This window comes from Oceanicaulis sp., from assembly GCF_051859625.1.
GTDB lineage: Bacteria > Pseudomonadota > Alphaproteobacteria > Caulobacterales > Maricaulaceae > Oceanicaulis.
Genome location: NZ_JBHYFH010000001.1, coordinates 1,289,580 through 1,313,937, shown reverse-complemented (window position 1 = coordinate 1,313,937; position 24,358 = coordinate 1,289,580). Strand labels below are relative to the sequence as shown.

Below are 24,358 nucleotides of genomic sequence, written 5' to 3'. Positions count from 1 at the left end.
GGGGGTAAGGAGTCGAGATGATGTCAGATTTTCAAGGCCTGAAAATGGCGCCTATTTGCCAATGCAGAACTGGCTGAACACCCGATCGAGCACGTCCTCCACGTCGATCCGTCCCGTCAGGCTTTCCAGCGCCCGGATCGCCAGATGCACATCGCTGGCCGCAAGCTCCGGCGCCCGTGATAACTGGCCCCGGGCCGCGTTCAGATGGTCAAGCGCTCGCTCCACCGCCTGACGATGGCGGGCGCGAGACAAGGCTGGCGCCTCCCGGCGGCTCAATCGCTCGACCACCAAACGCTCCAACCAGCCTTCCAGGGCTGGCAATCCCTCACCCGACTTCGCACACAACTTGAACCGGGTCATACCCAGCTCATCTGATAGATGAAGCGTCTGTCCCTGATCCATCTTGTTGAGGATCAGAGCATCGTTGGGGCGCAGTGTTTCCAGAAGCTTGTCGGGAAATGTTTCACGTGAAACATCGACGACGCCCAACCGCAAGTCCGCGCTTTCCGCCCGTTTGAGCGCGCGTATGACGCCCTCCGCCTCCACCTGATCGGCCGCGTCTCTCAAACCCGCCGTATCTGCGATGATCACCGGAAACCCGCCCAGAACCAGACGCACTTCAACGACATCGCGCGTAGTTCCTGGAATATCGGTGACGATGGCCGCATCTCGACGCGCCAGGGCATTCAGCAAGGTGGACTTGCCTGCATTCGGTTCGCCGATCAGCGCGATGGAGAACCCCTCACGCACCCGTTCGCCGCGACGGCCGTCATCCAGATGCTGGGCCAAAGCCTGGCTGAGCGCCTCAAGCGGAGGACCGGCCGTATCAGACAAGGTGTCCGGCACATCCTCTTCATCGGGGAAATCCACCTCGCCCTCGATGGCGGCGAGCACCGAGATCAATTGTTCGCGCCAGTCTTCATACAGGCTGCGCAGCGCGCCGGTCATTTGTGAGAGCGCTTGTTCACGCTGACCTTCAGTTTCTGCATCAATCAGGTCAGCAAGGCCTTCGGCCTCGGTCAGATCCATCTTGCCATTCTGAAATGCCCGGCGTGTGAACTCCCCCGCCTCAGCGTGTCGGGCTCCCAGTTGTGTCAGGCGAGACGCCAGCGCCTCAATAACCGCTGACCCGCCATGGACATGAAACTCGGCGCAATCTTCACCGGTGAAGCTCGCCGGCCCTTCAAACCACAGCGCCAAACCCTGGTCGATGACCGCGCCGCTATCGGATCGGAACGCACGCAAGGCGGCCAGACGCGGCTTGGGCCGCGGCAGGCCGGCGACAGCGTCCAGAATCTCGCCCGTCCGGGTCCCGCTGAGGCGGATCACCGCCACGCCAGATCGACCCGGCCCGCTGGCCAGTGCAAAAATCGTCTCGGTCATGAAGGGGGTCAGCTCTTGTCAGATCCTGAAGTCCGGCCGCTTGCAGCCTGGCTCATCAGACCCATCATCTGCTTCTGCCACTCCCCGCCCATGGTCATCCACGAGCGCATCAGGGCGTCAGGCTCCATGGCGTCCATATTGGCGGACATGCGCTTGCTCATCTCTTCGACAAGCTGAGCGTTGAGCCCCGTGACATCAGGCAGGCCCATAAAGGCCCGCGCCTCTTCCGGAGTGCATTCGATATTGATGTTGACCTTCATGGGGGCCTCGCCTCAGTCTCGCCGCGCAGCGGGCGAAGAATTCATCGCCTCACTGTACGCCTCCCTGCGGCACATGACAAAGCCAGGCTGCCGCACCCGCTCAACATGCAAGGAGACTCGTCTCATGGCAGGATCAAACATCACCATTCATGGCCCCGACGGCGACTTTTCCGCCTATCAAACCGGCGAAGGTCCCGCCCTGATCGTTTTGCAGGAAATCTTCGGCGTGAACGCCGTCATGCGCGAGCTGTGCGACGACTACGCCGCACAGGGCTTCACGGCGATCTGCCCCGACCTGTTCTGGCGGATCGAACCTGGTATTCAGATCACGGACAAAACCGAGGACGAGTGGAAGCAGGCGTTTGATCTCTTCGGCAAATTCGATGTGGACGCCGGAATCCGCGATGTCGCCGCCACCTTCGCTCAAACTCGTCAATCAGGCGCCCCCAAGGTCGGCGCGGTCGGGTACTGCCTGGGCGGCCAGCTGGCCTATCTCACCGCCTGCCGCACAAATGCGGATGCGTGCGTGGGCTATTACGGGGTCAACATCCAGAACCTGCTCTCAGAGGCGTCCTCGATCTCTCATCCGCTCATGCTGCACATCGCGGGTCAGGACGAGTTCGTGCCGCCCGAAGCGCAGACCCAGATCATGGACGCGCTGTCAGACCACGAACTTGTCACGATTCATCATTATGCAGAGCGTGATCACGCCTTCGCCCGACCCGGCGGCGCTCATTATCACGCCGAAGATGCGAATCTTGCCAATGCAAGAACAATCAACTTCTTGAATGATAACCTGAAATAGGATTACCTCCATGCGCTTTCTCCTAGGCGTCAGCCTGTTCGCCCTCGCCGCCTGTTCTGCGCAAGCGCCAGCGCCAGAGCAATCCGCCGAACCGGCGACCCCGTCAGAGCTCAGCGCGACCCCGGCTGACACTGCAGCAGCGGATCTATGGCTGACCGGCGTGGACTTGCCGGCCTATCTCGATTGCGCCCGCGAGCAAGGCGTCACCTTGCTCCAGGCGCACCGCACGGGCGATCGTCCGGGCGCCGCGGAAAACTCCATCGGCGCCATGCAGGCCTCGCTCGATGACGGCGCTCTGTTCATGGAAATGGACGTGGCCAAAACGGCGGACGGCGTATTGGTCCTGATGCATGACGACACGGTGGATCGAACCACCAACGGAACCGGCGCAGTCAGCGAAATGACCTATGCCGAGATTTCCGAGCTGCGACTCGTCGATGTGGACGGTCAGGTTCTGGACGAGGGCGTGCCCACTTTCACCGATGCGCTCAGCTTTCTGGACGGCCGCGGCTTCGCCCAGGTCGACCTCAAGGACACCAGCTTTGAAGAGATCAGCGAAACTTTGGTCTCAGCAAACGCCGTCGATCGCTCCGTGGTGATCACCTATTCGATCGAGGATGCGATCCGTCTCGCCGGTCTGCTCCCTGAGGTCACCCTGTCCGTCGGCGCCCGTGATGCAGACGATCTCGAACGTCTCAATCAGGGCGGCGTGGATTTCAGCCTGACCACAATCTGGCTAGGCATCGGAACCGGAAATCCTGACTGGGACGCCGTCCTCGCCAATCTCGGCCTCGAAACCAGCTTTGGCGATTTCGGCGGCGAGAGGAACGGCACGGTGGACTATCAGCTGCTCAGCCAAAACGGCGCGGAAGTGATCTCGGTGGATGATGTGCCGGCGGCCGCGGCGGCGCTCGACGCCTATGACGCATCCCGGGCCCTGCTTGAAGCCTGCCCGGCGGCTCAGGGCTAGGCTCAGACCTGTCTGAACAGAGAAAAGCCGGCGAGATCACTCGCCGGCTTTTTTCATGATCAATCCGCGCTGGCGCGCTGCCAGGCGGGACGGGACCGCAAGCGATCAAAATAGGCTGTGATCGTTTCCGGCGCGCCCTCAAACTGCTTCACGATCTTCAGCAAGTAGAACAGATAGCCCAAGGCGATGTCGGCAGCCGTGAAGCGTTCAGCGGCCAGATACTCCCGGCCGTCAGCCAGACCGCGCTCAGCGATCAGCTTGAGCTGTTTGTCGAGTTCCTGACGCGCCCATTTGGCGAGCGCCGGATTACGCTGGTCTTCCGGCAGGAGCGTCGTATGCGCGAGTGTCAGATTGACCGCCATGGACATGGTGCCCTCGCTGAAATGCATCCATTCCAGATACCGGTCATAGTCAGGCTCGTCAGGCGTCACGGCCAGCTCGGTCGGCCCGTATTTGGTGACGAGATATTCCACCATGGCGACCGATTCCAGCATCACGCGATCACCATCCGTCATGGCGGGAATCTTCTGCATTGGATTGATCGCCTTGAAGGCTGCCCCGCCCATATTCCCGCGCTCGTTTGCGGTGATGGGACCAAGATTGACCAGCGTGTGCGGCAAGCCCATCTCCTCAAGACACCAACGGACGCGCACGGAGCGTGACATGGGCGCATGATAAAGGGTGATATTGGGTTCAGACATGGGTTTCTCCCCGATACTTTAGCTTTTAAGCATTATCCCATATCCCATCATCCAAACGCTAGCACCAAACGCAAACGGCCGCCCCGAAGGGCGGCCGTTGGAACAAACAACACCTTGAATTATCAGGTGTTCATGGAATCGTAGAACTCTTCGTTGCTCTTGGTTTCCTTGAGCTTTGACAAGAGGAACTCGATCGCATCCTGGGTGCCCATCGGATTGAGGATCCGGCGCAGCACATAGGTTTTCTGCAGATCCTGCTTGGGCACCAGAAGCTCTTCTTTCCGCGTGCCCGACTTGAGGATGTCGATGGCGGGGAAGACGCGCTTGTCGGCGACTTTCCGGTCCAGAATGATCTCGGAGTTGCCGGTGCCTTTGAACTCTTCAAAGATCACCTCGTCCATACGCGAGCCGGTGTCGATCAGCGCGGTTGAGATGATGGTCAGGCTGCCGCCCTCTTCAATGTTTCGCGCCGCGCCGAAGAAGCGCTTGGGGCGTTGCAGGGCGTTGGCGTCCACACCGCCCGTCAGCACCTTGCCGGAGCTCGGCACCACAGTGTTGTAGGCGCGGCCCAGACGGGTGATGGAATCAAGCAGGATGACCACGTCACGCTTGTGCTCGACCAGGCGCTTGGCCTTCTCGATGACCATTTCGGCCACCTGAACGTGACGCGTCGCCGGCTCGTCAAAGGTCGAGGCCACGACCTCGCCCTTCACGGTGCGCTGCATATCGGTCACTTCTTCAGGGCGCTCGTCGATCAGCAGCACCATCAGATAGCATTCAGGATGGTTGGTCTCGATGGCGTGAGCGACGTTCTGCATCAGCATCGTCTTACCGGTGCGCGGCGGCGCCACGATCAGGGCGCGCTGGCCCTTGCCCAGCGGAGACACGATGTCGATCACACGACCCGAGCGGTCTTTCTTGGTCGGGTCCTGGATTTCCATGTTGAACCGCTCATCAGGATAGAGCGGGGTCAGGTTATCAAAGTGAACCTTGTGACGGGATTTCTCCGGCTCCTCGAAATTGATCGAAGAGACCTTCAGCAAGGCGAAATACCGCTCATTATCGCGCGGCGCCCGGATCTCACCTTCCACCGTATCGCCTGTGCGCAGGCCGAAGCGGCGGATCTGGCTGGGAGAGACATAAATGTCGTCAGGGCCCGGCAGATAATTGGATTCCGGCGCGCGCAGGAAGCCGAAACCGTCCTGCAGCACTTCCAGCGTGCCGCCGCCGGAAATCTCCGCGCCTTCATCAGCCAGCGCCTTGAGAATGGCGAACATCATGCCTTGCTTGCGCAGGGCGGAGGCGTTTTCGATATCAAGGCTTTCAGCCAACTCCACCAGTTCGGCGGGCGACTTTTCCTTCAATTCCTGAAGCGACATGCGCCGGGTCGAATGGGACACGGCGTCGCTGCCGTCCTGCGGCTCGGTTTCAGGCGTATCGGTCATGGGTTTCTCAGACAGCTCGGCTCACAAGACCTGACACTGCAAGGGTCTTGCGAAACACCAGACGACGAACAGCGCCGGTGTCGGCGCAGATCGACTATGGAAATGGGTAGTCGGCTCAAGCGCTGTCCAGACGATAATGCTGGCGCGGCCCGAAGCCAAAAGGAGGGATCCTGTTAAGGAGTCACCTTTCCCTGCCACGAACCAGGTCGAACGTCAATGATTTTTCAGGCTCAGAACGGCTTCACGACGGCCAGAAGCACAATGATGATCACGAGGATCGCCGGGCCTTCATTCATGATCCGCCAGAATTTTTCAGAGCGTGGCCGCTCTCCCTTGGCGAATTTCTTGGCGCTCGCCGCATAAAACCCGTGAATGCCGGACATCAACACAACGAGCAACAGCTTGAAATGAAACCAGCCCTGGCTGAACAGGCCCGGATTGGCTGCGATCATGACAATCGCCAGCACCCAGACCGCAATCAACGCCGGATTGAGGATAATCTTCAGAAGGTTACGCTCCTGAACCAAGAGCGCGCCTTCCAGCTCCCCCGCGGTCTGAGCCTGATGGTGATAGACGAACAGGCGCGGCAGATAGAGCATGCCCGCCATCCAGAAGATCACTGCAATGATATGCAGCGCCTTGATCACCAGATAGCCGGTGGAGCCTGGAAGAATAAAATCCATTACGCCGCATCACCTTGTTTCAGACCCGCTTCAAGACACGGGCAGCGTCCGAATTTGCCCGGACAGATCGGTTTGCCCTGAGGCGGTTTGAGACCGTTTCCACCCTCAAGCGCTTCTACCGTGATCCTGGCCAGCGCTGCAATGAAATCAGGCTGATCCCCCAGCGCCGGCACCCGGTCATAACCGCGGGCGCCATGCTCTTCGGCAAGCTCGGCGTATTCTTCATCAAGCTCGACCAAGGTCTCGATATGCTCGGATACAAAGGCGATCGGGGTCAGAAGAATGTGTTTTTCATCCTGGCAGGCGCGTTCGATCGCTTCTTCGGTGGACGGCCCGATCCATTTCAGCGGTCCGACGCGGGACTGAAAACAGATCTCGTGGTTTTGCAGGTGTTCAGGCAGGCGTGCATTCACCTGGGCCACGGTCTGCTCGACCTGCCATTGATAGCTGTCGCCCTTCTTGATGATGGTCTCCGGCAGGCCATGCGCCGAATACAGCACCCGCGTATCGTCTGGCTTGCCGGCTTTGTCCCAGGCCTCTTCGATCAGCTTGGCGTGGGCGGTGATGAAATCCGCTTCTTCAGGATAACAGCAGATCGCCCGCGCCTCAGGCCCCCCCGCATCCTTCCACGCTTTCAGCGATGAGCCGGTCGTCGTCGTGGAAAACTGCGGATAGAGCGGCAAAAGAACAATTTCATCAGGCTCATAGGCTTTCACCGCCTCAACCGATTCCGCAACAAAGGGATGCCAATAGCGCATGGAGAGGAAACAGCGCACCTCATCGCCTTCCCCCAATTGCTCTTGCAGAGCGGCGGTCAGGGCGGTCGCCTGTTTCTGGCTTTCAGGCACGATGGGCGATCCGCCGCCCATCTTGGCGTAGTTTTCCGTCGCTTCCTTGGTTCGGGTCGTGGAGATGAACCAGGCCAAGGCTTCTCGGATCAGGCCAGGCGCGCCGATGATCGCGGGATCCCGGAACAGATTGCGCAGGAACGGCCGCACATTCTCGGGCTTGTCCGGGCCGCCCAGATTGAACAGCACCACTGCAATACGCCGCGCCATGACCTTACTCCTGTCTGAAATCAACGCCGCCAAAATGACTTAGGCCTTGAAACTCCGCACCCGCTCAATCAGCCGGGTGACGTTTTCAGGCGGCGTGTCGAGATGAATGCCGTGTCCGAGATTGAACACATAGGGCCGACCCGACCATGCGGAAAGGAGGCGATCAATCTCTGAATCCAGCATGGCGCCGCCTGCGCGCAGCACCGCCGGGTCCAGCTGGCCTTGCAAGACGAGGTCCTTCGGGAACGCCTCACGCGCCCAGCCCGTATCCACGCCATGATCAAGGGCCAGGCATTGCACCCCGGTTTCACGCGCATATCGGATCGCTTGCGGACCCGCGCCACGCGGAAAACCGATCACCGGCAGATCCACGCCCATCTCACGCAGACGATCAATGATCAGCTTGGTCGGCCTTATGATCACCCGGTCAAACAGGGGATCAGGCAGGCCCTCCGCCCAGGAATCAAACAGCTTAAGCGCATTTGCGCCCGCATCCGCCTGCGCCTTGAGATACTGCGCGCTCGCTTCCGCCAAAAGATCCATCAAGGCGTCAAACGCGGCGGGCTGGCTCCAGGCGAGGGTACGGGCCTTGAACCGGTCCTTTGAACCGCCGCCCTCGATCATATAGGTGGCCACCGTCCAGGGCGATCCGGCGAAGCCGATCAGCGAGCAGGTGTCAGGCAGGCCCGCGCGAACTTTTCGGATGGTCTCGCTGACGGGGCTGAGAACCTCGGTCGCTCTTTCGACAGACAGCGAACCGATATCTTCAAGCGCCAGCGGTTCCAGTTTCGGACCTTCGCCTTTTTCAAACCAGACTTTCTGGCCCAGTCCGTATGGGATCAGCAAAATGTCTGCGAACACGATGGAGGCGTCAAAGCCGTAACGGCGAATGGGCTGCAAGGTGACTTCAGCGGCGGCGTCCGGGTTCAGACAGAAATTGATGAAATCAGGTTGTCCGGCTCGGACTTCACGATATTCAGGCAGATACCGTCCTGCTTGTCGCATCAGCCAGATCGGTGGGGGAGAGACGGTTTCGCCGGCCAGGGCGCGCAGGAAAGGCTGGTTCTTGTCAGTCATCGATAGCTCTCTTCAGCGCCGAGGTTTGAGACTTATCCCCGGTCAGGTCAGACCCGGTCATACCTTTCTTTTAAATTGAATTAAAAGAGGGGGTGATAGTAGAGGCGCCCATAACGTGGATAAGTGCGACGCTTCACCGCTGGCGCCAGCTTTCCACAGGGTGTGGGCGGCGGTCATCCACGGTCAGACTTTCGTATCAAAATGAGACGTTAACGCATTTTTTACCTTGGTTAACATTGCCCTATGCGAATGTGTGAGGGCGGAGGGGTGAAAACCCTGATCTCGGACTCAGGTAATTATCGACAGATCGCAGCGCCTGTTTGATCTGTTTATGCTCAGCTGTGAATGATTGGGCGCCAATTGGGCGCCGTTAAGGAATGCGCCCTGTCTTGTCCCCAAACGCCTTGAAGCCGTGGACAAGCAGACAGGGTTATTCACAGCCTGCCCGCATCAAGCTACCGATGGGGGATGAAGTCTGTTGAGGAGCCGCACATGGCCCGGTCCGGCGATATCGGAATCTATTTCCACGTTCATATGATTTCCGATTCTACAGGGGAAACCCTGATGGAGGTCATGCGCGCATCTGTGGCGCAGTTCCAGAATGTGCGGCCCATCGAGCATTTGTTCGCCCTTGTGCGTTCGCCGCGGCAACTGGAGCGGGCGCTGGAGCATATTCAGGCGTTTCCGGGCATTGTCATGTTCACCCTGGTGAACGCTGATCTGCGGCGGGATCTGGAAGACGCCTGCGCATCCCTGGGCATGCCGGCGCTGGCGGTGCTCGATCCGATCCAGGCGACCATGTCGAGCTATCTGGGCGCGCCGGTTCAGGGCAAGGCGGGCGCCCAGCGGGTTCTGGATGCGGATTACTATCGCCGGATCGAGGCGATGAATTATTCCATGGCTCATGACGATGGTCAGGGCGATGATCTGGCCAGCGCCGACGTTATCCTGCTGGGGGTGTCTCGCACCTCGAAAACCCCTACCAGCATTTATCTGGGTCATCGGGGCATACGCACCGCCAATATCCCGCTGGTGCCGGGCGCCCCTTTGCCAGAAATCCTGTACCGGCTGAAGAAACCGCTGATCGTGGGCCTCACCGCCTCGCCTGAGCGCATCATTCAGATCCGCCGCAACCGATTGCTGAATCTGAAGGAAGACCGTTCCACCGACTATGTGGACGAGGAGACGGTGAAAGAAGAGGTCATTCACGCCAAGCGCTTGTTTGCGCGCTATAACTGGCCGTCGATTGACGTCACCCGCCGCTCGATCGAAGAAACCGCTGCGAAGGTCTTAAACCTTCTCAACGACCATAAAGCCAAATTCTGAGGCCTTCCCTATGAGCTTTCTCCTCGCATCCGGCTCGGCGTCGCGTCGCGCCATTCTGGAAAACGCCCAGCTCAGCTTTGAGATTGATCCCGCTGACATTGATGAAGGCGCGGTCAAGGACAGCTTTCAGGGCGATCCGGCGGCCTTGGCGCTGAAACTGGCCGAGCTCAAAGCGCTGGAAGTGTCCAAACGGCGTCCCGGCGTGCTGGTTCTGGGCTCTGATCAGGTGCTCGAGTTTGAAGGCGCCGCCTATGACAAGGCGCGCTCAGTTGAAGAGGCTGAGGCGAGGCTGCGCCAGCTGCGCGGCGGCGTCCATTATCTTCAGGGCGGGATCGCTTTGGCGCGTGATGGTGAGATCGTCTGGCGGCATCAGGCGCGGTCGACCCTGGTGATGCGTGAGTTCTCCGATGAGTTTCTCGCATATTATCTTGAAAACGCTGGAGATATTCTCACGAAAGGCGTGGGTTGCTACGCCTATGAAGGGCTGGGCGCGCAATTGTTTGAGCGCACCGAAGGCGATTATTTCGCCATTTTGGGCCTCTCGTTGTTGCCGGTTCTGGACGCGCTGCGTCATGAAGGCGTGTTGGCTCAGTAATGGCGAGCGACTGGCCAAAAGCGGCGGTGGTGGGATGGCCGGCGAAACATTCGCTGTCTCCGCTGATCATGAAAACCTGGCTCGATGAGACGGGTCAGCCCGGCGATTATGTGATCATTGAATGTGAGCCGGACGCGTTTGCTGACGCGGTCCGCGCCAGGTTTCATGCCGGTCTGGCGGGCGTGAACGTCACAGTCCCGCACAAAGAGGCGGCTTTGCTGGCAGCTGACGCCGCCAGTGACGCGGCGCGCGCCATTGGGGCCGCGAATGTGCTGGTCTGGCGTCAGGGCCGTATCGAGGCGGACAATACCGATCATATCGGGATCGCTCGCGCACTTGAATCAGATTCAGGTTCAGGACCCGCTATTGTAATCGGCGCGGGCGGCGCGGCGCGGGCGGCGCTGTATCATCTCAAGGATCAGGACCGCGAGATCCGTATCCTCAATCGCACGGCGGATCGCGCGAAGGCTCTGGCCCAGGATTTTGGCCTGAAAGCAGGGATCCATGCGCTGGACGATGCCGCGGCGTTCGAGGGTGCAAGCCTTGTCATCAACGCCACATCTTTGGGGATGACCGGTCAGCCGCCCCTCACGGTTGATCTGTCCGCTACCGCCAGCGACGCGCTGGTGTTCGACATGGTCTATGCGCCCTTGAAGACCGAGCTTCTGGCGCAGGCCGAGCATCTGGGCCGGCGCACGGCCGATGGTCTCATTATGCTGGTGGGGCAGGCGCGCCCGGCGTTTGAAGCGTTTTTCGGCGCGTCAGCGCCTGTCCATGATGATGTGCGGGCGGGTTTGCTGGCGGCGCTGGAGCAACGCGCATGATCGTTCTGGGCCTCACCGGATCCATCGGCATGGGAAAATCCACCACCGCGGCTTTGTTCGCGGATGAAGGCGTGCCCGTGTTTGATGCGGACGCTGCGGTGGCGCAGATGTATCTGCCGGGTGGTGAGGCGGTCCCCTTGATCGAACATGCGTTTCCGGGCTGCACATCGCAAAGCGCCGGTGTGGATCGCGACAAGCTCAGCGCCGCCTTGCAAGCAGATCCGGCGAAGTTTGAAACGCTGAATGCGATCGTCCACCCGTTGGTGGGGGCGGCGCGTCGCCGGTTCTTTCATGAGGCCGAGCAAGCGGGCGCTGAAATCGTGGTGCTCGACGTGCCGTTATTGTTTGAAACCGGCCAGCATGATCAGGTCCATCATGTGGTGGTGGTCTCGGCGCCCGAAGCGGTTCAACGTGATCGGGTTCTGGCGCGTGAGGGCATGAGCGTGGACAAGTTTGAAGCCATTCTGGCGCGGCAGACGCCGGATGCGGAAAAACGCGCCCGCGCTGACCATGTGATCGACACCAGCCAGGGTGTAGAGTTTGCACGCGGTCAGGTGCGCGCGCTGCTGGATCAGCTCAAAACAGATGGGGACGCGTCATGAGCAAGCGCGAGATCATTTTCGATACCGAGACCACGGGTCTGGACCCCAGGGGCGGCGACCGCATCACCGAGCTGGGCTGCGTGGAGGTGATCGATCTCATTCCGACCGGCAAGGATCTGCGCATCCTGATCAATCCCGAGCGCGACATTCCCGCCGAAGTCACCGCGGTCACGGGTCACACGCGCGAAATGCTCAAGGACGAGCCGGTCTTCATCCAGATCGTCGACCAGTTCCTGGAGTTTATCGAGGATTCAACGCTGGTCGCGCATAACGCCATGTTCGACATGGGCTTCATCAATATGGAGCTGGAGCGTTGCGCCCGGCCGATCATCCCCAAATCACGCTTTATCGATACCGCCGCCATGGCGCGGGCGAAGTATCCCGGCTCGCCGGCCAGTCTCGACGCCTTGTGCAAACGCTTTGACGTTTCGCTCGACAGCCGCACCAAGCACGGGGCGCTGATCGACTCCTATCTGCTGGCGGAGGTGTATCTCGAGCTCAATGGCGGGCGCGAGCAAAGCTTGAGCTTTTCAGGGTCTGACGGCGGCGACGGCAAAGTGGTCTATCCTGTGCGCGCGCCGCGTCCGAAATCGCTCAAATCCCTGGTCTCTGAACAGGAACGGGCCGCCCACGCCGAGTTTATCTCGGAGATGGACGACCCGCTCTGGCAGTCTCTGGGTCTGCTGAAGGCGGACGCCTCGGCAGAGTAAGGCTGTGTCTTAGGCGTCGGCCGGCGGGGTCGCCGGGGCGCCTTGCTGGGCCTGGGCGCGCTTGGCCATTTGCTGACGATACAGCGCCGCGAAATCCACCGGCTCCAGCATCAGCGGCGGGAAGCCGCCATCGCGGGTGGCGTCGGACAGGACGCGGCGCGCGAAGGGGAAGATCAGACGCGGGCATTCGATCAGCAGAAAGGCTTCGCGCGCTTGCGCGTCCACATTCTGGATCTGGAACAGACCGGCATAGGTCAGCTCGACGATGAAGACGGGGTTTGAATCGCGCTGGGCGCGGGCGCCGATGATCAGCTCAACCTCGAACATGTCGCCGCCCATATCGCGGGCCTGAACGTCCACGCTCAGATCGATATTGGGCTGTCCGGCGCCGCGCAGGCTTTCGGGCGCGCCAGGATTTTCAAACGACAGGTCTTTGACATACTGTCCCGCCACACGGATGGCGGGAGGCATCGGCTGTTCGCCGCCTTGCGGCGTAGCGGGCGCGTCGGTCATGATGAGTCTACTCAGGTTTTGATCGGAACCGCACAGGCTGCGCAATCCCGTAACAGACTAAGGTGAAGCGGGGCGCGTAGCATGCGCGGGCGTGTGCGGCAAGCTCAACCCCCCGCGTGACGCGGACGGTCATAGCCCCTATATCTGGACCACACCGCACTCAAACTTGCGCGAGCGCCCCTTATGGACATTCTTCAAATCCTGTTTTTTGCTGGCCTGGCCGTGTTCCTGGGCGTGCGCCTGTACATGGTGCTGGGCAAGCCATCGGGCCGCACGGCGGAGGATGTGGAACGCGAACAGCGCGAGCGGGCCGAAGCCGCCGGCGCCATGCCGTCTCCGCCCTCCATGCGCCCGCCCCAGGAGGATACGCCCTTCGCCGCCAGCTTTTCCGGCCCCGCGGGCGAGGGTCTGACCCTGATCGCCCAGCAGGATCCCAGCTTTGACCCCAAGGAATTCACCAAGGGCGCCAAGGCGGCCTATGAAATGATTGTCACGGCATACGCCAAGGGTGATCGCGAGGCGCTTCAGCCGCTTTTGTCGGACCGGGTGATGAAAGCCTATGATCAGGCGATCAAGGCGCGTGAAGACCAGAACCTCACGATGACCACAGAGATCGACCGGATCAAATCCGCCGAGATTTCTGAAGCCTCTCTTAACGATAATCGGGCCAAGGTGAAGATCGCCTTCTCCGCCGAGCTCGCCAGTGAAACCCGCAATGCTCAAGGAGATGTGGTGGAGGGTGACCTCACCACACTGAAAACGGTCGATGAGATCTGGAGCTTTGAGCGTGACGTCACCAACGACAACCCCAACTGGCGCCTGTCCGGGGTCAAGCCCGCTTAAGCTCGCCGGGCTCCTGGCCCTGATGTTCGTGGCTGCGTGTTCTAGCGGACCCAGCGCGCCGCCCTCCGCTCAGCCGGGCCACCCAACATCGCCTGGCGGGTTTCCGCCGCGTCCGGCGGTCAGCTCCGTCGCCCTCCATCCCGTCCCTTTTTCAATCGTTGAGGGCTGGCGCAGCGTGGATGCGCAAGCGGCGCTTTCTGCGTTCGTGCGCTCATGCGAGCGCATTGAAGACCGGCCGGACCGCGATCCGATGAATCCGCGTGTCGGCTATGCCGGTTCTGCAGGCGATTGGCGTTCGGTCTGCCTGCAGGCGGCGATGCTGGCCCCCATGCAACCGGATGCAGACAGCGCGCGCGCCTTCTTTGAGCGCAGCTTCACGCCTGTTGAGCTGGACGGCGCAGGCCGGCTGACAGGGTATTACGAACCGGTGGTCGAGGTCAGCGCCGCGCCGACGCCGGAATACTCCATGGCGATCAGGGGGCTGCCCAGCGATCTGCTCACGGGCGATCTGGGCCAGTTCATCGCCGGGCTCGAAGGCCGCCGGGTCGTGGGCCGGGCCGCGGATCGCGAGTTTGTGCCGTACCAGTCACGCGCCGAGATTGAAGCTCAAAATCTGGGCGTGCCATTGGCCTGGGGCCGTCCGATTGATGTCTTTTTCCTGCAAATCCAGGGCTCGGGACGGCTGCATTATCCAGACGGCTCGGAAGCGCGCGTGCGTTTCGCGGCGCATAATGGCCGACCCTATGTGTCGATCGGGCGTATCTTGATTGATCGCGGCGAACTGTCTGAGCACAACGCCTCCAAACAGGATATCGAGGACTGGCTGCGCCTGCGCGGGCCGCAATCCTGGCGTCCGTTGTTTGATGAAAATCCGCGCTATGTGTTTTTCACCCTCGATAGTCTTGATGACCACACCGAAGGCCCGATTGGTGCGCAAGGCGCGCCGTTGACGCCCATGGCCTCGATTGCGGTGGATGCGGCGCATCACGCCTGGGGCGTGCCGGTGGTGGTGAATGCGCGGCTTCATGGCGCGCCGAACTGGAGCGGTCTGGTGATCACCCAGGACGCTGGCGGCGCCATTCTAGGGCCCGTACGGGGGGATCTGTTTTTTGGCTGGGGGCATGAAGCGGGCGAACGCGCCGGGCGGCAGAATGATCCGAACGCCCGCTGGACGCTGCTTTTGCCCAATGAACTGGCGGCGCGACAGGTCCGTTGATGACCAAGCGTCGCACGCCACGCGGGCTCAAGCCTGAAGAGCGTGAGCTCTGGACCCGGTTTGCGCGCGGGGTGAAGCCGCTGGATGCAGAGCGTTTGAAACGGCTGGAGCGCGAGGATATTGAACCGCCCAAGCCCAGCGCCCCGCCCATTCCGCAGGTCGAGCCGGTAAAATCCGGCGCCTTGCAACGCGATCTCATGCGGGAAATGGCGCAGCGCCCGGCCAAGCGCACCCCTGTGGACCGAACGCCGGAAAAGAAAGTCCGCCGCGGTCAGGTGGAGGTCGAGGCGCGTCTTGATCTTCATGGCATGACCACCGCCAGCGCGCGCCACGCCCTGCTGGGGTTTTTGCATCGCTGCCGCGGCAAGGGTTTTCGGACGGTGCTGGTGATCACCGGCAAAGGCGCCGGCGCCCGGGCGCTCGATGATCGGCGGTTCCAGCCCTGGGATCCTGAGGAACGGGCCTTGCCGGGCATTTTGCGACGCTCCTTCACCCAGTGGATGCGCGATCCTGACTTCGCCCAGCTGGCGTCCGGCTATGCCGAAGCGAGCCGCAAACACGGCGGGTCAGGGGCGTTCTATGTGATGCTTCGGGCCTCATAAACAGCCAAAATTCAGGTACATTCGGCTATAACTAAGTTTTTAGTTGATCGCCTCGCCGCGCTGTGAGACAACGATTAAAACTAAGGAATACGTAGATGGCCCGAACCGCCTCCCCGACCCTGACCGAAGCCGAACACCGGATCATGAGTGTCTTATGGAAACGCAGCGAAGCCAGCGTGCGTGAACTGACGGACGCTTTGGAGCCCGTTTACGGCCTCGCATATACGACCGTGCTGACCACAGTCCGTATCATGGCGGACAAGGGTTATGTCAGTTTCCGCAAGGAGGGACGGGCGCATATCTATGCGCCGGCTTTGTCTCAGGAGGGGGCGCAACGCTCCGCGCTGGGCTCCGTGCTGAAATCCTTCTTTGGCGGTTCGCCTCAGCGTCTGGCCCAGCAGCTGATCGAGGATGAAGCCCTGACGCTTGAGGACATCGACGCTCTGCGCGCTGAAGTGCTCAAGCAGAGCGAGGAGAAAGGCGGCGGGGCATGATTGTCGCTCTCTTCCAGTCCGCCCTCTTCGTGCTGATCGCGTCGAGCGTATTGAGCCTGGTCGTTCTCTTGGTTGACCGGAGTGCGCCGCCGACGCGCATTCGGGAACGTCATGATCTGGCGCTTGCTGCGGTCTTCAGCCTGCCGGTCATGTTTCTGGTCGCGCTCATGCCGGCCCGGCAAAAGGCAGCCATTGAGGGTTTTGGCGTCAGCAGCAGCGCGGCGGATCCCGTGGCCGTGATCACCCCTGAAACCCTCGCTGCGCTGCCTGTGACGGATCTGGTCACTCAGGATCAGGGTCTGAGCCTCTCTCACATCCTGACAGGCCTCGCCTTTGTGCTGGTGTTTGTGTGGATGATCGGCCTGGTCTGGGCGGGTCTTAGCCTGATGCGTGATCTGTGGAGCCTGAACCGGCTGACCCGCCGCGCAACGCCCGTGACGACCGATCTCACCCTGTCGCGTCGAGTGGTCTTGCGAGAGAGCGCAGACGTGCTCTCTCCCATGGTCGCGGGTTTCGTGCGGCCGGTGGTCCTGATCCCTGTAGCTTTCCGCTTTGATGAGGCCGGACAGGCCGTGCTTGAGCATGAGATCGCGCATATCCGCCGTCATGACGCCCTGACCGGGCTCGCTCAACGCCTCATTGCGAGCGTGTTCTGGTGGGCGCCGGGCCTGCACCAGTTGAACCGACATGTGCGCAGCATGCGTGAAGCGCTTTGCGATGAAGCCGCTGTGCGCACCCAGGGCAAACCGCTTGTATTGGCGCACGCCCTTCTGGACGCCGCGCAGACAGCGGTTCTGGCGCGTCCCTTGACCCTTGCGGCCCAGCCGCCGCGCAAATCAGAATTGAGGTTTCGTGTGAACGCTTTGACCCAAGTGCGCGTGGGCTCCGTGCGCCGCAGCTTCCTGAATATCATGATCGCTCTGCCGGTCCTGATCGCGCTGGCGATCCTGTTCACGCCGCGCGTGGGCGCGATGGACTTTCTTGAATCGCGGCTCATCCAGGCCGTGCGTCAGGGCGATATCCAAGCTGTTGAAGCACGGCTTGAACGCGGCGCCGACGTGAACCGTATCTGGCCGACTGACGGCACGGCCCTGATTGAAGCCAGTCGCCGCAGTGACGCCGCCATGGTCGCCTTGCTGTTGGAGGCGGGCGCAGAGCCTGACCTTGCGACGCGCCAGTCCGGAACGGCGCTGATCGCTGCGGCCCGCGCCGGCAGCCTAGATGTGGTGGAGCTGCTTCTGGAAGCAGGCGCGCAAGTCGATCTGGCGGCGCCCCGGAATGGCTCCCCGCTCACCAATGCTGCTCGGGGCGGTCATCGTGACGTGATTTCCCGGCTCCTGCTCGCAGGCGCTGATCCGAACGGCTATGTCCTGGCGGATGAAACGCCGCTGATCAACGCCGCGGCGGCCGGACATATGGGCGCGGCGCAGTTGCTGGTGCGTGCGGGTGCGGATGTGTCCCTGACTGTTCCGGCGGCGCCAGGTGATTTCGGCGGGCTGTATCGGTCCCCGCTGAGCGAGGCCGAGCGTCATGCACAGACTGACATGAGGGATTGGCTTGTGGCCCGAGGCGCAAGCCACCAACCGCCACAAACGAACTAACCCATTCTTATAACAATAAAAAATAACCCTTCTGGTGATCCGTCGATTGATGGAAAGGAGACCCCTATGCCTGGATTTAACAAGACCCCCGCCTTCAGCGCTCTGATGATTGGCGCTGTTATGATGGCCAGTACGCCGATCCTGTCGGCCTGCCAGCCTGCATCCGCGATGACCCAGCATGCTGACCCTGACGCGTTCACCGATCAGTTGCGCGGCCGGTTTTCCTATGGCGGGCAGATCGAGCGCTACACCCTGGAAGATCGTATGGCGCATTACGGCGTGCCAGGCGTTGCGGTCGCCGTGATCGAGGATGGCGAAGTGATCTATGCGCAGGGCTTTGGGGTGCTGCAGTCGGGTTCGGATGAGCGCGTGACCGCCGATACGGTTTTTTCGGCTGGATCGGTCAGCAAAATGGCTACGGCGCTGATGACCCTGAATCTGGTTCAGTCCGGCATGATGGAGCTTGATGCCGATATCAGTCAGGCTTTGCCCTATTGGTCGCCTGAAGCCGGCTCGCCCTATGCAGATACGCCGCTGACCGTGCGCATGCTGCTGTCGCATACGGGCGGCCTGAACCTGCATGGCTTTGCCGACTTCATGCCGGGCGAGGCTTTGCCGACCCGCGCGCAGACCCTGAACGGGCAAGCGCCGGCCAGGCATGATCCGCTGCGCATAGAGGCGCGTCCGGGGATGAGCTATCGCTATTCAGGGGGCGGCTACACCTTGCTTGAAGGTCTGGTGGCTGAGGCGACAAGTGCGTCGTTTGAAGATGCCGCGCAGAGCATTCTGTTTGATCCTCTGGATATGAACCGCTCAAGCTTCGCCAACCCCTTGCCGGAAGATCATGCAAACATCGCTAAGGCCCATGATCGAAATGGCGCCCCTGCGGCGCTGCCGCGAGGCTATGAGGCCTTTCCCGAGATGGCGGCGTCAGGCTTGTGGACCAGCGCCAATGATCTGGGCCGGATGACCGCGGAGATGATCAACGCCTATCGCGGGCAGAGCCCGTATCTGCACCCGATTCTGGGCCAGGAGATGATGACCCGCGTCGCGCCGTCCGAACACGGTCTGGGACCCAGACTGGAAGGCCGCGGGGACGGGTTCCTGTTTCACCATGGCGGCGCCAATAATTCCTATCGCGCCTGGATGGAGGGGCATCTGGCGACCGGTGACGGCCTTGTTGTGCTGACCAATGGCGCGAACGGCAATGATTTGGCCGTGGAGATCCGCAATGCGATGAATGATGTGATGGGCTGGACGGTCAATCCCGTGCTCGACATCCCGCCACTGGTTCTGAGTGACGCCCAGATGGCGCGCTATGAAGGCGTGTATGCGGTCGACCCGAATTTTCCGGCGGATTTGCAGATGCAAATGGCGCAGCCGCCCTTCACATCCGACCTCACAATCTACCGCGAGAACGGGGAATTGATGGCGAGCTATAATGGCGGACAATCTGGCGCCAGACTGGTCCCGATCACCCCTGACCGTTTCTACATTACTGATTTTTCACTAAGATCAAGCGCGTTTGAGCTGAAGTTCAACAGAAATTCACTTGCGCAAATCACCTCGGTCAGGGCTTTTATGGCGTCAGCTGAGACGGTGTATCTCCCCGCTTCATAGCGTGCGGCTTCGGCCGGCGCCGGTATCAGCTCGCGCCGCGCCGGTCCCCTTTTTTCGGCGCGGCGCACCCCTTTTTAGGGTGCGCCGCTTCAGCCTTAGAGAATGAATTTGGACAGGTCCGCATTGCGGGCCAGGCTGCCCACGCGCTCGGTGACGTAGTCCGCATCAATGGCCAGGCTGTCGCCCGAGCGATCCGATGCGGAATAGCTGATTTCCTCGCAGACTTTTTCCAGAATTGTGGACAAGCGCCGCGCGCCGATATTTTCAACGCTGGCGTTCACTTCCGCAGCGAAATCGGCGATCGCGTCGATGGCGCTGTCTTCAAAGCTCAACTCGAAGCCTTCGGTTTTCATCAACGCCACATACTGGGTGATCAGGCTGGCTTCCGGCTCGGTCAGGATGGCGCGGAAGTCATCGCGGGTCAGCGCCTGCAGCTCCACCCGGATCGGCAAGCGACCCTGAAGCTCCGGCAAAAGGTCTGAGGGCTTGCTGACATGGAAGGCCCCGGAGGCGATGAAGAGCACGTGGTCGGTCTTCATCGGGCCGTATTTGGTAGAGACCGTCGCCCCTTCGATCAGCGGCAGCAGATCGCGCTGCACGCCTTCGCGGGATACGTCGGCGCCACGCGCGTCTGCGCGGGCGCAGACCTTGTCGATCTCATCCAGGAAGACGATGCCGTCATTTTCGGCCAGGCGGATGGCTTCGGACTGGATCTGGGTTTCATCCAAGAGCTTGTCCGCTTCTTCGTTGATCAGCGGTTCATACGCCTCTTTTACCGTGGTGCGCAGGGTTTTGGGTTTGCCGCCAAAGCCTTTGCCCAGCATGTCTCCGAGATTGATCACACCCATCGACCCCATGCCGGGCAAATCCATGCCCTGGAAGGGATTGCTGGAATCATCAAGAATCTCGATCTCGATATCCTTGTCGTCGATCTCGCCGGACAGAAGCTTCTTTCTGAAGGTTTCACGGGTCGAGGCGCCCGCATCCTTGCCAACGAGCGCATCCAGAACGCGGTTTTCAGCGGCGGCGTGCGCCTTGGCCTTCACCTCTTCGCGCTTTTTGTCGCGCACCAGCGTGATCGCGATTTCGACGAGGTCGCGGGCGATGGAATCCACGTCACGGCCCACATAGCCGACTTCTGTGAACTTGGTGGCTTCGACCTTGATAAAGGGGGCGCCTGCGAGCTTCGCAAGCCGACGTGAGATTTCGGTCTTGCCGACGCCGGTCGGGCCGATCATCAGGATGTTTTTCGGCGTGACCTCTTCGCGAAGCCCGTCAGGCAGATGCTTACGACGCCAGCGATTTCTCAGCGCGATGGCCACCGCCTTCTTGGCGTCGGCCTGGCCGATAATATGGCGATCGAGCTCATGGACGATTTCGCGCGGAGAAAACTCAGTCATGACGCCCCATGTCTTTTTCAGGTTTGGGTGGTAAGGATAACGGACATGTAGGGCTTTCCGGTCCGGAACTCAAAGCCCGGCGCTGTCACCCCCTGTTTCAGGAGAGTCTGATGTCCCGTCCCCGCTTTCATCTCGCCTTCCCCGTGGACAATCTTGAAGCGGCGCGCCGGTTTTACGGCGATGTGCTGGGCTGCCCTATGGGGCGCGAGAGCGATCACTGGATCGATTTTGATTTTCTGGGGCACCAAATCGTCGCTCATCTGGCGCCGGAAGAGTGTCAGGCGGCCAAGACAGGCGCTGTGGACGGCAAGCAGGTGCCCGTGCGCCATTTCGGCCTGATCCTGGATTGGGACCAGTTTGATCCTCTGGCCGAGCGCCTGCGCCGCGCCGGGACGCCGTTCGTCATTGATCCCTATGTGCGGTTTGCCGGAAAAGCGGGGGAGCAAAAGACGATGTTTGTCACTGACCCTGCTGGCAATGCGCTGGAATTCAAGGCGTTCCGCGACGACGCCATGGTGTTCGCCACCGAGCTTGATGCCTAGCTCGGCATTCGGCCCTCTTGGCAGGCTGGCGCTTTCTCCCTAATTCACTTAATGAGTGAACTAATATCTCAGGGAGGGAGAGCCCATGTCGAACCGTGAATTTGACGTCGTGATCTATGGCGCTACCGGCTTCACCGGTCGCCTGGTCGCCGAATATCTCAGCAACGAATACGGCAAGACTGTCGCCTGGGCCATGGCGGGCCGATCAGAAGACAAGCTCAAAGCCGTGCGTGACGAGATTGGCGCGCCGGCCGACACGCCGCTTGTGGTGGCGGACGCCTCTGATCCGGCCTCGCTCAAAGCCATGGCCGAGCGCACGCGCGCCGTGATCACCACGGTGGGGCCCTATCAGCTTTATGGCGAAGCGCTGGTGAAAGCCTGTGTCGAAGTCGGAACCGATTATGTGGACCTGTCAGGCGAGCCCGCCTGGATGCACGACATCATCAGCGTCTATGGCGAAAAGGCCAAAGCCTCCGGCGCGCGGATCGTCCACTCATGCGGCTTTGACAGCGTGCCTTTTGATCTGGGCGTCTATTTTCTGCAAGAGCACGCCAAGGCGAAGACCGGAAAGCCGCTCAGCCGCATCAAGGGTCGGGTCCGCGCCATGAAGGGCACCTTCTCGGGCGGCACTGCGGCCAGCTTCGCAGAAACCATGAAGCGTGCGGCGAAAGAGCCTCAGATCATTGACTGGCTGAAGGATCCGTTCTCGCTGTGCGAGGGTTTTGAAGGTCCTAAACAGCCTCATGGCGCCAAGGTCATCTTTGAAGAGGATCTAAACGCCTGGTCCGCGCCTTTCGTGATGGCGACGATCAACACCAAGAATGTTCACCGCTCGAACGCCCTGATGGGTCACGCTTATGGCGAGGACTTTGTCTACGACGAGATGTTCATGACCGGACCGGGCGAGAAGGGCGAGCAATTCGCTCATGTGATCGCCAATGATCGGTCCATGCAGGACAATCCCCCCAAGCCGGGTGAAGGTCCCTCAAAAGAAGAGCGTGAGACCGGTTTTTACGATGTCATGTTCACCGGCGAGACGGCCGACGGCCAACGCTTCACGGCGTCCGTGAAGGGTGACAAGGATCCAGGTTACGGGTCGACGTCGAAGATGATCACTGAATGCGCGCTGGCGCTGGTGAAAGACGTCAGCCGCGACCAGACGCCGGGCGGGGTCTACACCACGGCGCCCGCGCTGGGTGACGCCTTGATCAAACGCTTGTCTGAGCATGCGGGCCTGACGTTTGCGATCGAGGGGTAGGGTTTCATGTTTTGAACTGTCATCCGGGACGCCTTAGGCGATCCGGGATCTACCGAAACCACTCTGTTCTGATCATAGAGATGAAGTCGGTAGATCCCGGCTCAGGGCCGGGATGACAATTGAAAATGATGGGCTAAACACTCATTCAGTCCCGCAATCATCAATAGAAAAACCCCGGCTCTCAAGGCCGGGGTTTTTGTCTTCAGGCTTTGACGTCAGGCCCTAGCCCAGCGTTTCAACGGTCAGATTGCCGTTGGAATAGACGCAGATCTCGCTGGCGATCTTCATCGCCTTGCGGGCGATGACTTCCGCGTCCTCTTCATAGTCGAGCAATGCGCGGGCGGCTGACAGCGCGTAATTGCCGCCTGAGCCGATCGCGGCGACCCCGTCTTCAGGCTCCAGAACGTCGCCCGCGCCCGTCAGGGTGAAGGTCTCCTTGCGGTCCGCCACGATCAGCATGGCTTCCAGCCGCCGCATATAGCGGTCCGTGCGCCAGTCCTTGGCCAGCTCGACACAGGCGCGCGCCAGCTGGTCAGGATATTGCTCAAGCTTGGTTTCCAGCCGTTCAAACAGCGCAAACGCGTCCGCCGTGGCGCCGGCGAAGCCGGTGATCACCTTGCCGCTCGACAGGGGCCGCACCTTGCGGGCGGTGGCCTTGACCACCGTATCGCCGATGGACACTTGGCCGTCGCCGGCGAGGACGACCTTGCCGTTCTTGCGCACGCTCAGGATCGTGGTGCCGCGCCAGCCGGGGAACTTACGCTCGGTATCAGGCATATTATGCAATCATTTCCGGATCTTCATTGAACTGGCCGCCCTTGCGATAGCGCACCAGATAGGTCGGGGTGATCGCTTCGACAGATTCCAGATCAATGCCGAAATCGGTCACGCTGCCCAGATCTTCATCGGTCAGGCCCGACACATTGTCGGTTTTCAGCAAGGTCACCTGATCACGGGTCAGGAAGGGCTCTACAAAGGGCAGCGCGCCCAGGATCTCGCCGACCATGCCCAGCGGATAGGCCGCAAAGAACGGCACCGGCGCCAAAAAGCGCTTGCGGCGGATCGTGGTCAGGATGAACTCAAGGATTTCCTTGAAGGTGTAAATGCCCGGCCCGCCGAGTTCATAGGTGCGACCGGCATATTTGGACGGCGTCTCAACCGCTTTCAGCACGCACTGGGCCACATCACCGGCGAAGATGGGTTCGAACCGGGTCTTGCCGCCGCCGATCAGCGGCAGGGCGGGGGCGAACCGCGCCATGGAGCCGAACTTGTTGAAGAAGCCGTCTTCGGTGCCAAACACGATGGAGGGGCGCAGGATCACTGCCGAAGGGATCGCCTCGCGCACGGCCTTTTCGCCCAGCGCCTTGGTGCGGGCGTATTCGGACGCGCTGTCTTCATCCGCGCCGATGGCGGAGATTTGCACGAAATTGGTGATGCCCGCCTCGGCGGCGCATTTGGCCACAAGGCCTGCGCCTTCTGCCTGCAGGGACTGGAAGTTCTGCTTGCCGCTCTGCGACAGGATGCCCACCAGATTGACCACGGCGTGGGCGCCGTCGACGGCGCGGCGCACCGAATCTTCATTGCGCAGATTGGCCTGGATCAGCTGGACCTGGCCGACCACGCCCATGGGTTTGAGCTCATGGGCCAGATGCGGTCGGCGGGTCGCGGCGCGCACCCGGTAGCCGGCCTTGGCCAGCTCGCGCACTACATAGCGGCCGATGAAGCCCGAAGCGCCGAAAACGGTGATCATTTCATTGCGAAGTGTCATGGTCCGCCCCTGAAAGGCTCGCACGCGCCAGTGCGTGCGACATGTAAGATAGGTTTATAGGG

At 60.9% G+C, this 24,358-nt stretch carries 26 protein-coding genes; 15 read left to right on the top strand and 11 right to left on the bottom strand.

Annotated elements, in window-relative coordinates:
* Window positions 1-51: 51 nt before the first annotated feature.
* Window positions 52-1,383 (bottom strand): tRNA uridine-5-carboxymethylaminomethyl(34) synthesis GTPase MnmE, encoded by a 1,332-nt coding sequence (gene mnmE, locus ACTIGF_RS06355; RefSeq protein WP_439636060.1) that lies wholly within the window; start codon window positions 1,381-1,383, stop codon window positions 52-54.
* Window positions 1,384-1,391: 8 nt separating this feature from the next.
* Window positions 1,392-1,643: a DUF6489 family protein gene (locus ACTIGF_RS06350; protein WP_439636059.1), complete on the bottom strand. Its 252-nt coding sequence runs from the start codon at window positions 1,641-1,643 to the stop codon at window positions 1,392-1,394.
* A 124-nt stretch (window positions 1,644-1,767) separates the two neighbouring features.
* Here ACTIGF_RS06350 and ACTIGF_RS06345 point away from each other — a divergent pair, with 124 nt between their 5' ends.
* Together ACTIGF_RS06345 and ACTIGF_RS06340 are read left to right on the top strand one after the other, a co-directional pair.
* Window positions 1,768-2,448, top strand: a complete 681-nt coding sequence (locus tag ACTIGF_RS06345) for a dienelactone hydrolase family protein (protein ID WP_439636058.1) — start codon at window positions 1,768-1,770, stop codon at window positions 2,446-2,448.
* A 10-nt stretch (window positions 2,449-2,458) separates the two neighbouring features.
* On the top strand, window positions 2,459-3,418 hold the full coding sequence (locus ACTIGF_RS06340) for a glycerophosphodiester phosphodiesterase family protein (protein WP_439636057.1): 960 nt from the start codon (window positions 2,459-2,461) through the stop codon (window positions 3,416-3,418).
* Window positions 3,419-3,477: 59 nt separating this feature from the next.
* On the opposite strand, the gene ACTIGF_RS06335 is transcribed toward ACTIGF_RS06340, so the two are convergent.
* The 5 genes from ACTIGF_RS06335 to hemE form a co-directional block, all read right to left on the bottom strand.
* Window positions 3,478-4,119 carry a glutathione S-transferase family protein gene (locus ACTIGF_RS06335; RefSeq protein ID WP_439636056.1) on the bottom strand — a complete coding sequence of 214 codons (642 nt, stop codon included), beginning with the start codon at window positions 4,117-4,119 and terminating at the stop codon, window positions 3,478-3,480.
* A 122-nt stretch (window positions 4,120-4,241) separates the two neighbouring features.
* On the bottom strand, window positions 4,242-5,498 hold the full coding sequence (gene rho, locus ACTIGF_RS06330) for a transcription termination factor Rho (RefSeq protein ID WP_028284616.1): 1,257 nt from the start codon (window positions 5,496-5,498) through the stop codon (window positions 4,242-4,244).
* A gap of 296 nt (window positions 5,499-5,794) precedes the next feature.
* Window positions 5,795-6,247: a protoporphyrinogen oxidase HemJ gene (gene hemJ / locus ACTIGF_RS06325; protein WP_439636055.1), complete on the bottom strand. Its 453-nt coding sequence runs from the start codon at window positions 6,245-6,247 to the stop codon at window positions 5,795-5,797.
* The gene (gene hemH, locus ACTIGF_RS06320) at window positions 6,247-7,305 is read right to left on the bottom strand and encodes a ferrochelatase (protein ID WP_439636054.1); all 1,059 of its coding nucleotides are present in this window, start codon (window positions 7,303-7,305) and stop codon (window positions 6,247-6,249) included. The genes hemJ and hemH overlap by 1 nt, the downstream gene beginning before the upstream one ends.
* Before the next feature lie 39 nt (window positions 7,306-7,344).
* A complete protein-coding gene (hemE, locus tag ACTIGF_RS06315; protein WP_439636053.1) occupies window positions 7,345-8,382 on the bottom strand; it encodes a uroporphyrinogen decarboxylase in 1,038 nt (345 codons plus the stop codon).
* Between the two features lie 492 nt (window positions 8,383-8,874).
* On the opposite strand from hemE, the gene ACTIGF_RS06310 reads away from it, so the two are divergent.
* From ACTIGF_RS06310 to dnaQ, 5 genes are read left to right on the top strand one after another with little or no spacing between them, the layout of a single operon-like run.
* Entirely contained in the window at window positions 8,875-9,708 is an 834-nt protein-coding gene (locus ACTIGF_RS06310) for a pyruvate, water dikinase regulatory protein (RefSeq protein WP_439636052.1), read from the top strand.
* A 10-nt stretch (window positions 9,709-9,718) separates the two neighbouring features.
* The gene (locus tag ACTIGF_RS06305; RefSeq protein WP_439636051.1) at window positions 9,719-10,303 is read left to right on the top strand and encodes a Maf family protein; all 585 of its coding nucleotides are present in this window, start codon (window positions 9,719-9,721) and stop codon (window positions 10,301-10,303) included.
* On the top strand, window positions 10,303-11,127 hold the full coding sequence (gene aroE / locus ACTIGF_RS06300) for a shikimate dehydrogenase (RefSeq protein WP_439636050.1): 825 nt from the start codon (window positions 10,303-10,305) through the stop codon (window positions 11,125-11,127). Before ACTIGF_RS06305 ends, aroE begins: the two co-directional genes overlap by 1 nt.
* Complete coding sequence (coaE, locus tag ACTIGF_RS06295) at window positions 11,124-11,729, top strand: dephospho-CoA kinase (RefSeq protein WP_439636049.1); 606 nt, start codon at window positions 11,124-11,126, stop codon at window positions 11,727-11,729. Before aroE ends, coaE begins: the two co-directional genes overlap by 4 nt.
* A complete protein-coding gene (dnaQ, locus tag ACTIGF_RS06290) occupies window positions 11,726-12,439 on the top strand; it encodes a DNA polymerase III subunit epsilon (RefSeq protein WP_439636048.1) in 714 nt (237 codons plus the stop codon). The genes coaE and dnaQ overlap by 4 nt, the downstream gene beginning before the upstream one ends.
* A gap of 9 nt (window positions 12,440-12,448) precedes the next feature.
* Here dnaQ and secB read toward each other — a convergent pair whose 3' ends face one another.
* Window positions 12,449-12,952: a protein-export chaperone SecB gene (gene secB / locus ACTIGF_RS06285; protein WP_375547832.1), complete on the bottom strand. Its 504-nt coding sequence runs from the start codon at window positions 12,950-12,952 to the stop codon at window positions 12,449-12,451.
* Between the two features lie 183 nt (window positions 12,953-13,135).
* Here secB and ACTIGF_RS06280 point away from each other — a divergent pair, with 183 nt between their 5' ends.
* The 6 genes from ACTIGF_RS06280 (at window position 13,136) to ACTIGF_RS06255 (ending at window position 19,328) form a co-directional block, all read left to right on the top strand.
* Complete coding sequence (locus ACTIGF_RS06280) at window positions 13,136-13,795, top strand: Tim44/TimA family putative adaptor protein (protein WP_439636047.1); 660 nt, start codon at window positions 13,136-13,138, stop codon at window positions 13,793-13,795.
* A gap of 175 nt (window positions 13,796-13,970) precedes the next feature.
* Window positions 13,971-15,011 carry a murein transglycosylase A gene (mltA, locus tag ACTIGF_RS06275; RefSeq protein ID WP_439636046.1) on the top strand — a complete coding sequence of 347 codons (1,041 nt, stop codon included), beginning with the start codon at window positions 13,971-13,973 and terminating at the stop codon, window positions 15,009-15,011.
* The gene (locus ACTIGF_RS06270; protein WP_439636045.1) at window positions 15,011-15,613 is read left to right on the top strand and encodes a Smr/MutS family protein; all 603 of its coding nucleotides are present in this window, start codon (window positions 15,011-15,013) and stop codon (window positions 15,611-15,613) included. Before mltA ends, ACTIGF_RS06270 begins: the two co-directional genes overlap by 1 nt.
* Window positions 15,614-15,708: 95 nt before the next feature.
* The gene (locus ACTIGF_RS06265) at window positions 15,709-16,107 is read left to right on the top strand and encodes a BlaI/MecI/CopY family transcriptional regulator (RefSeq protein WP_439636044.1); all 399 of its coding nucleotides are present in this window, start codon (window positions 15,709-15,711) and stop codon (window positions 16,105-16,107) included.
* The gene (locus ACTIGF_RS06260) at window positions 16,104-17,708 is read left to right on the top strand and encodes an ankyrin repeat domain-containing protein (RefSeq protein WP_439636043.1); all 1,605 of its coding nucleotides are present in this window, start codon (window positions 16,104-16,106) and stop codon (window positions 17,706-17,708) included. Before ACTIGF_RS06265 ends, ACTIGF_RS06260 begins: the two co-directional genes overlap by 4 nt.
* A 66-nt stretch (window positions 17,709-17,774) precedes the next feature.
* Window positions 17,775-19,328, top strand: a complete 1,554-nt coding sequence (locus ACTIGF_RS06255; protein ID WP_439636042.1) for a serine hydrolase domain-containing protein — start codon at window positions 17,775-17,777, stop codon at window positions 19,326-19,328.
* Window positions 19,329-19,423: 95 nt separating this feature from the next.
* Here the strand turns inward: ACTIGF_RS06255 and hslU are convergent, their stop codons facing one another.
* Entirely contained in the window at window positions 19,424-20,728 is a 1,305-nt protein-coding gene (hslU, locus tag ACTIGF_RS06250; RefSeq protein WP_439636041.1) for an ATP-dependent protease ATPase subunit HslU, read from the bottom strand.
* Between the two features lie 110 nt (window positions 20,729-20,838).
* Between hslU and ACTIGF_RS06245 the strand changes: the two genes are divergently transcribed.
* A complete protein-coding gene (locus tag ACTIGF_RS06245; RefSeq protein WP_439636040.1) occupies window positions 20,839-21,270 on the top strand; it encodes a VOC family protein in 432 nt (143 codons plus the stop codon).
* 85 nt (window positions 21,271-21,355) lie between these two features.
* Window positions 21,356-22,528 (top strand): saccharopine dehydrogenase family protein, encoded by a 1,173-nt coding sequence (locus tag ACTIGF_RS06240; RefSeq protein ID WP_439636039.1) that lies wholly within the window; start codon window positions 21,356-21,358, stop codon window positions 22,526-22,528.
* 222 nt (window positions 22,529-22,750) lie between these two features.
* On the opposite strand, the gene hslV is transcribed toward ACTIGF_RS06240, so the two are convergent.
* Window positions 22,751-23,305 (bottom strand): ATP-dependent protease subunit HslV, encoded by a 555-nt coding sequence (gene hslV / locus ACTIGF_RS06235; protein WP_439636038.1) that lies wholly within the window; start codon window positions 23,303-23,305, stop codon window positions 22,751-22,753.
* Window position 23,306: 1 nt separating this feature from the next.
* The gene (locus ACTIGF_RS06230; protein WP_439636037.1) at window positions 23,307-24,296 is read right to left on the bottom strand and encodes a complex I NDUFA9 subunit family protein; all 990 of its coding nucleotides are present in this window, start codon (window positions 24,294-24,296) and stop codon (window positions 23,307-23,309) included.
* Between the last annotated feature and the right edge of the window lie 62 nt (window positions 24,297-24,358).

What these genes read in the sequence shown, in the direction of transcription:
- mnmE (WP_439636060.1), bottom strand. Translation starts at nt 1,383, where the DNA reads ATGACCGAGACGATTTTTGCACTGGCCAGCGGGCCGGGTCGATCTGGC.
- ACTIGF_RS06350 (WP_439636059.1), bottom strand. Translation starts at nt 1,643, where the DNA reads ATGAAGGTCAACATCAATATCGAATGCACTCCGGAAGAGGCGCGGGCC.
- ACTIGF_RS06345 (WP_439636058.1), top strand. Translation starts at nt 1,768, where the DNA reads ATGGCAGGATCAAACATCACCATTCATGGCCCCGACGGCGACTTTTCC.
- ACTIGF_RS06340 (WP_439636057.1), top strand. Translation starts at nt 2,459, where the DNA reads ATGCGCTTTCTCCTAGGCGTCAGCCTGTTCGCCCTCGCCGCCTGTTCT.
- ACTIGF_RS06335 (WP_439636056.1), bottom strand. Translation starts at nt 4,119, where the DNA reads ATGTCTGAACCCAATATCACCCTTTATCATGCGCCCATGTCACGCTCC.
- rho (WP_028284616.1), bottom strand. Translation starts at nt 5,498, where the DNA reads ATGTCGCTTCAGGAATTGAAGGAAAAGTCGCCCGCCGAACTGGTGGAG.
- hemJ (WP_439636055.1), bottom strand. Translation starts at nt 6,247, where the DNA reads ATGGATTTTATTCTTCCAGGCTCCACCGGCTATCTGGTGATCAAGGCG.
- hemH (WP_439636054.1), bottom strand. Translation starts at nt 7,305, where the DNA reads ATGGCGCGGCGTATTGCAGTGGTGCTGTTCAATCTGGGCGGCCCGGAC.
- hemE (WP_439636053.1), bottom strand. Translation starts at nt 8,382, where the DNA reads ATGACTGACAAGAACCAGCCTTTCCTGCGCGCCCTGGCCGGCGAAACC.
- ACTIGF_RS06310 (WP_439636052.1), top strand. Translation starts at nt 8,875, where the DNA reads ATGGCCCGGTCCGGCGATATCGGAATCTATTTCCACGTTCATATGATT.
- ACTIGF_RS06305 (WP_439636051.1), top strand. Translation starts at nt 9,719, where the DNA reads ATGAGCTTTCTCCTCGCATCCGGCTCGGCGTCGCGTCGCGCCATTCTG.
- aroE (WP_439636050.1), top strand. Translation starts at nt 10,303, where the DNA reads ATGGCGAGCGACTGGCCAAAAGCGGCGGTGGTGGGATGGCCGGCGAAA.
- coaE (WP_439636049.1), top strand. Translation starts at nt 11,124, where the DNA reads ATGATCGTTCTGGGCCTCACCGGATCCATCGGCATGGGAAAATCCACC.
- dnaQ (WP_439636048.1), top strand. Translation starts at nt 11,726, where the DNA reads ATGAGCAAGCGCGAGATCATTTTCGATACCGAGACCACGGGTCTGGAC.
- secB (WP_375547832.1), bottom strand. Translation starts at nt 12,952, where the DNA reads ATGACCGACGCGCCCGCTACGCCGCAAGGCGGCGAACAGCCGATGCCT.
- ACTIGF_RS06280 (WP_439636047.1), top strand. Translation starts at nt 13,136, where the DNA reads ATGGACATTCTTCAAATCCTGTTTTTTGCTGGCCTGGCCGTGTTCCTG.
- ACTIGF_RS06270 (WP_439636045.1), top strand. Translation starts at nt 15,011, where the DNA reads ATGACCAAGCGTCGCACGCCACGCGGGCTCAAGCCTGAAGAGCGTGAG.
- ACTIGF_RS06265 (WP_439636044.1), top strand. Translation starts at nt 15,709, where the DNA reads ATGGCCCGAACCGCCTCCCCGACCCTGACCGAAGCCGAACACCGGATC.
- ACTIGF_RS06260 (WP_439636043.1), top strand. Translation starts at nt 16,104, where the DNA reads ATGATTGTCGCTCTCTTCCAGTCCGCCCTCTTCGTGCTGATCGCGTCG.
- ACTIGF_RS06255 (WP_439636042.1), top strand. Translation starts at nt 17,775, where the DNA reads ATGCCTGGATTTAACAAGACCCCCGCCTTCAGCGCTCTGATGATTGGC.
- hslU (WP_439636041.1), bottom strand. Translation starts at nt 20,728, where the DNA reads ATGACTGAGTTTTCTCCGCGCGAAATCGTCCATGAGCTCGATCGCCAT.
- ACTIGF_RS06245 (WP_439636040.1), top strand. Translation starts at nt 20,839, where the DNA reads ATGTCCCGTCCCCGCTTTCATCTCGCCTTCCCCGTGGACAATCTTGAA.
- ACTIGF_RS06240 (WP_439636039.1), top strand. Translation starts at nt 21,356, where the DNA reads ATGTCGAACCGTGAATTTGACGTCGTGATCTATGGCGCTACCGGCTTC.
- hslV (WP_439636038.1), bottom strand. Translation starts at nt 23,305, where the DNA reads ATGCCTGATACCGAGCGTAAGTTCCCCGGCTGGCGCGGCACCACGATC.
- ACTIGF_RS06230 (WP_439636037.1), bottom strand. Translation starts at nt 24,296, where the DNA reads ATGACACTTCGCAATGAAATGATCACCGTTTTCGGCGCTTCGGGCTTC.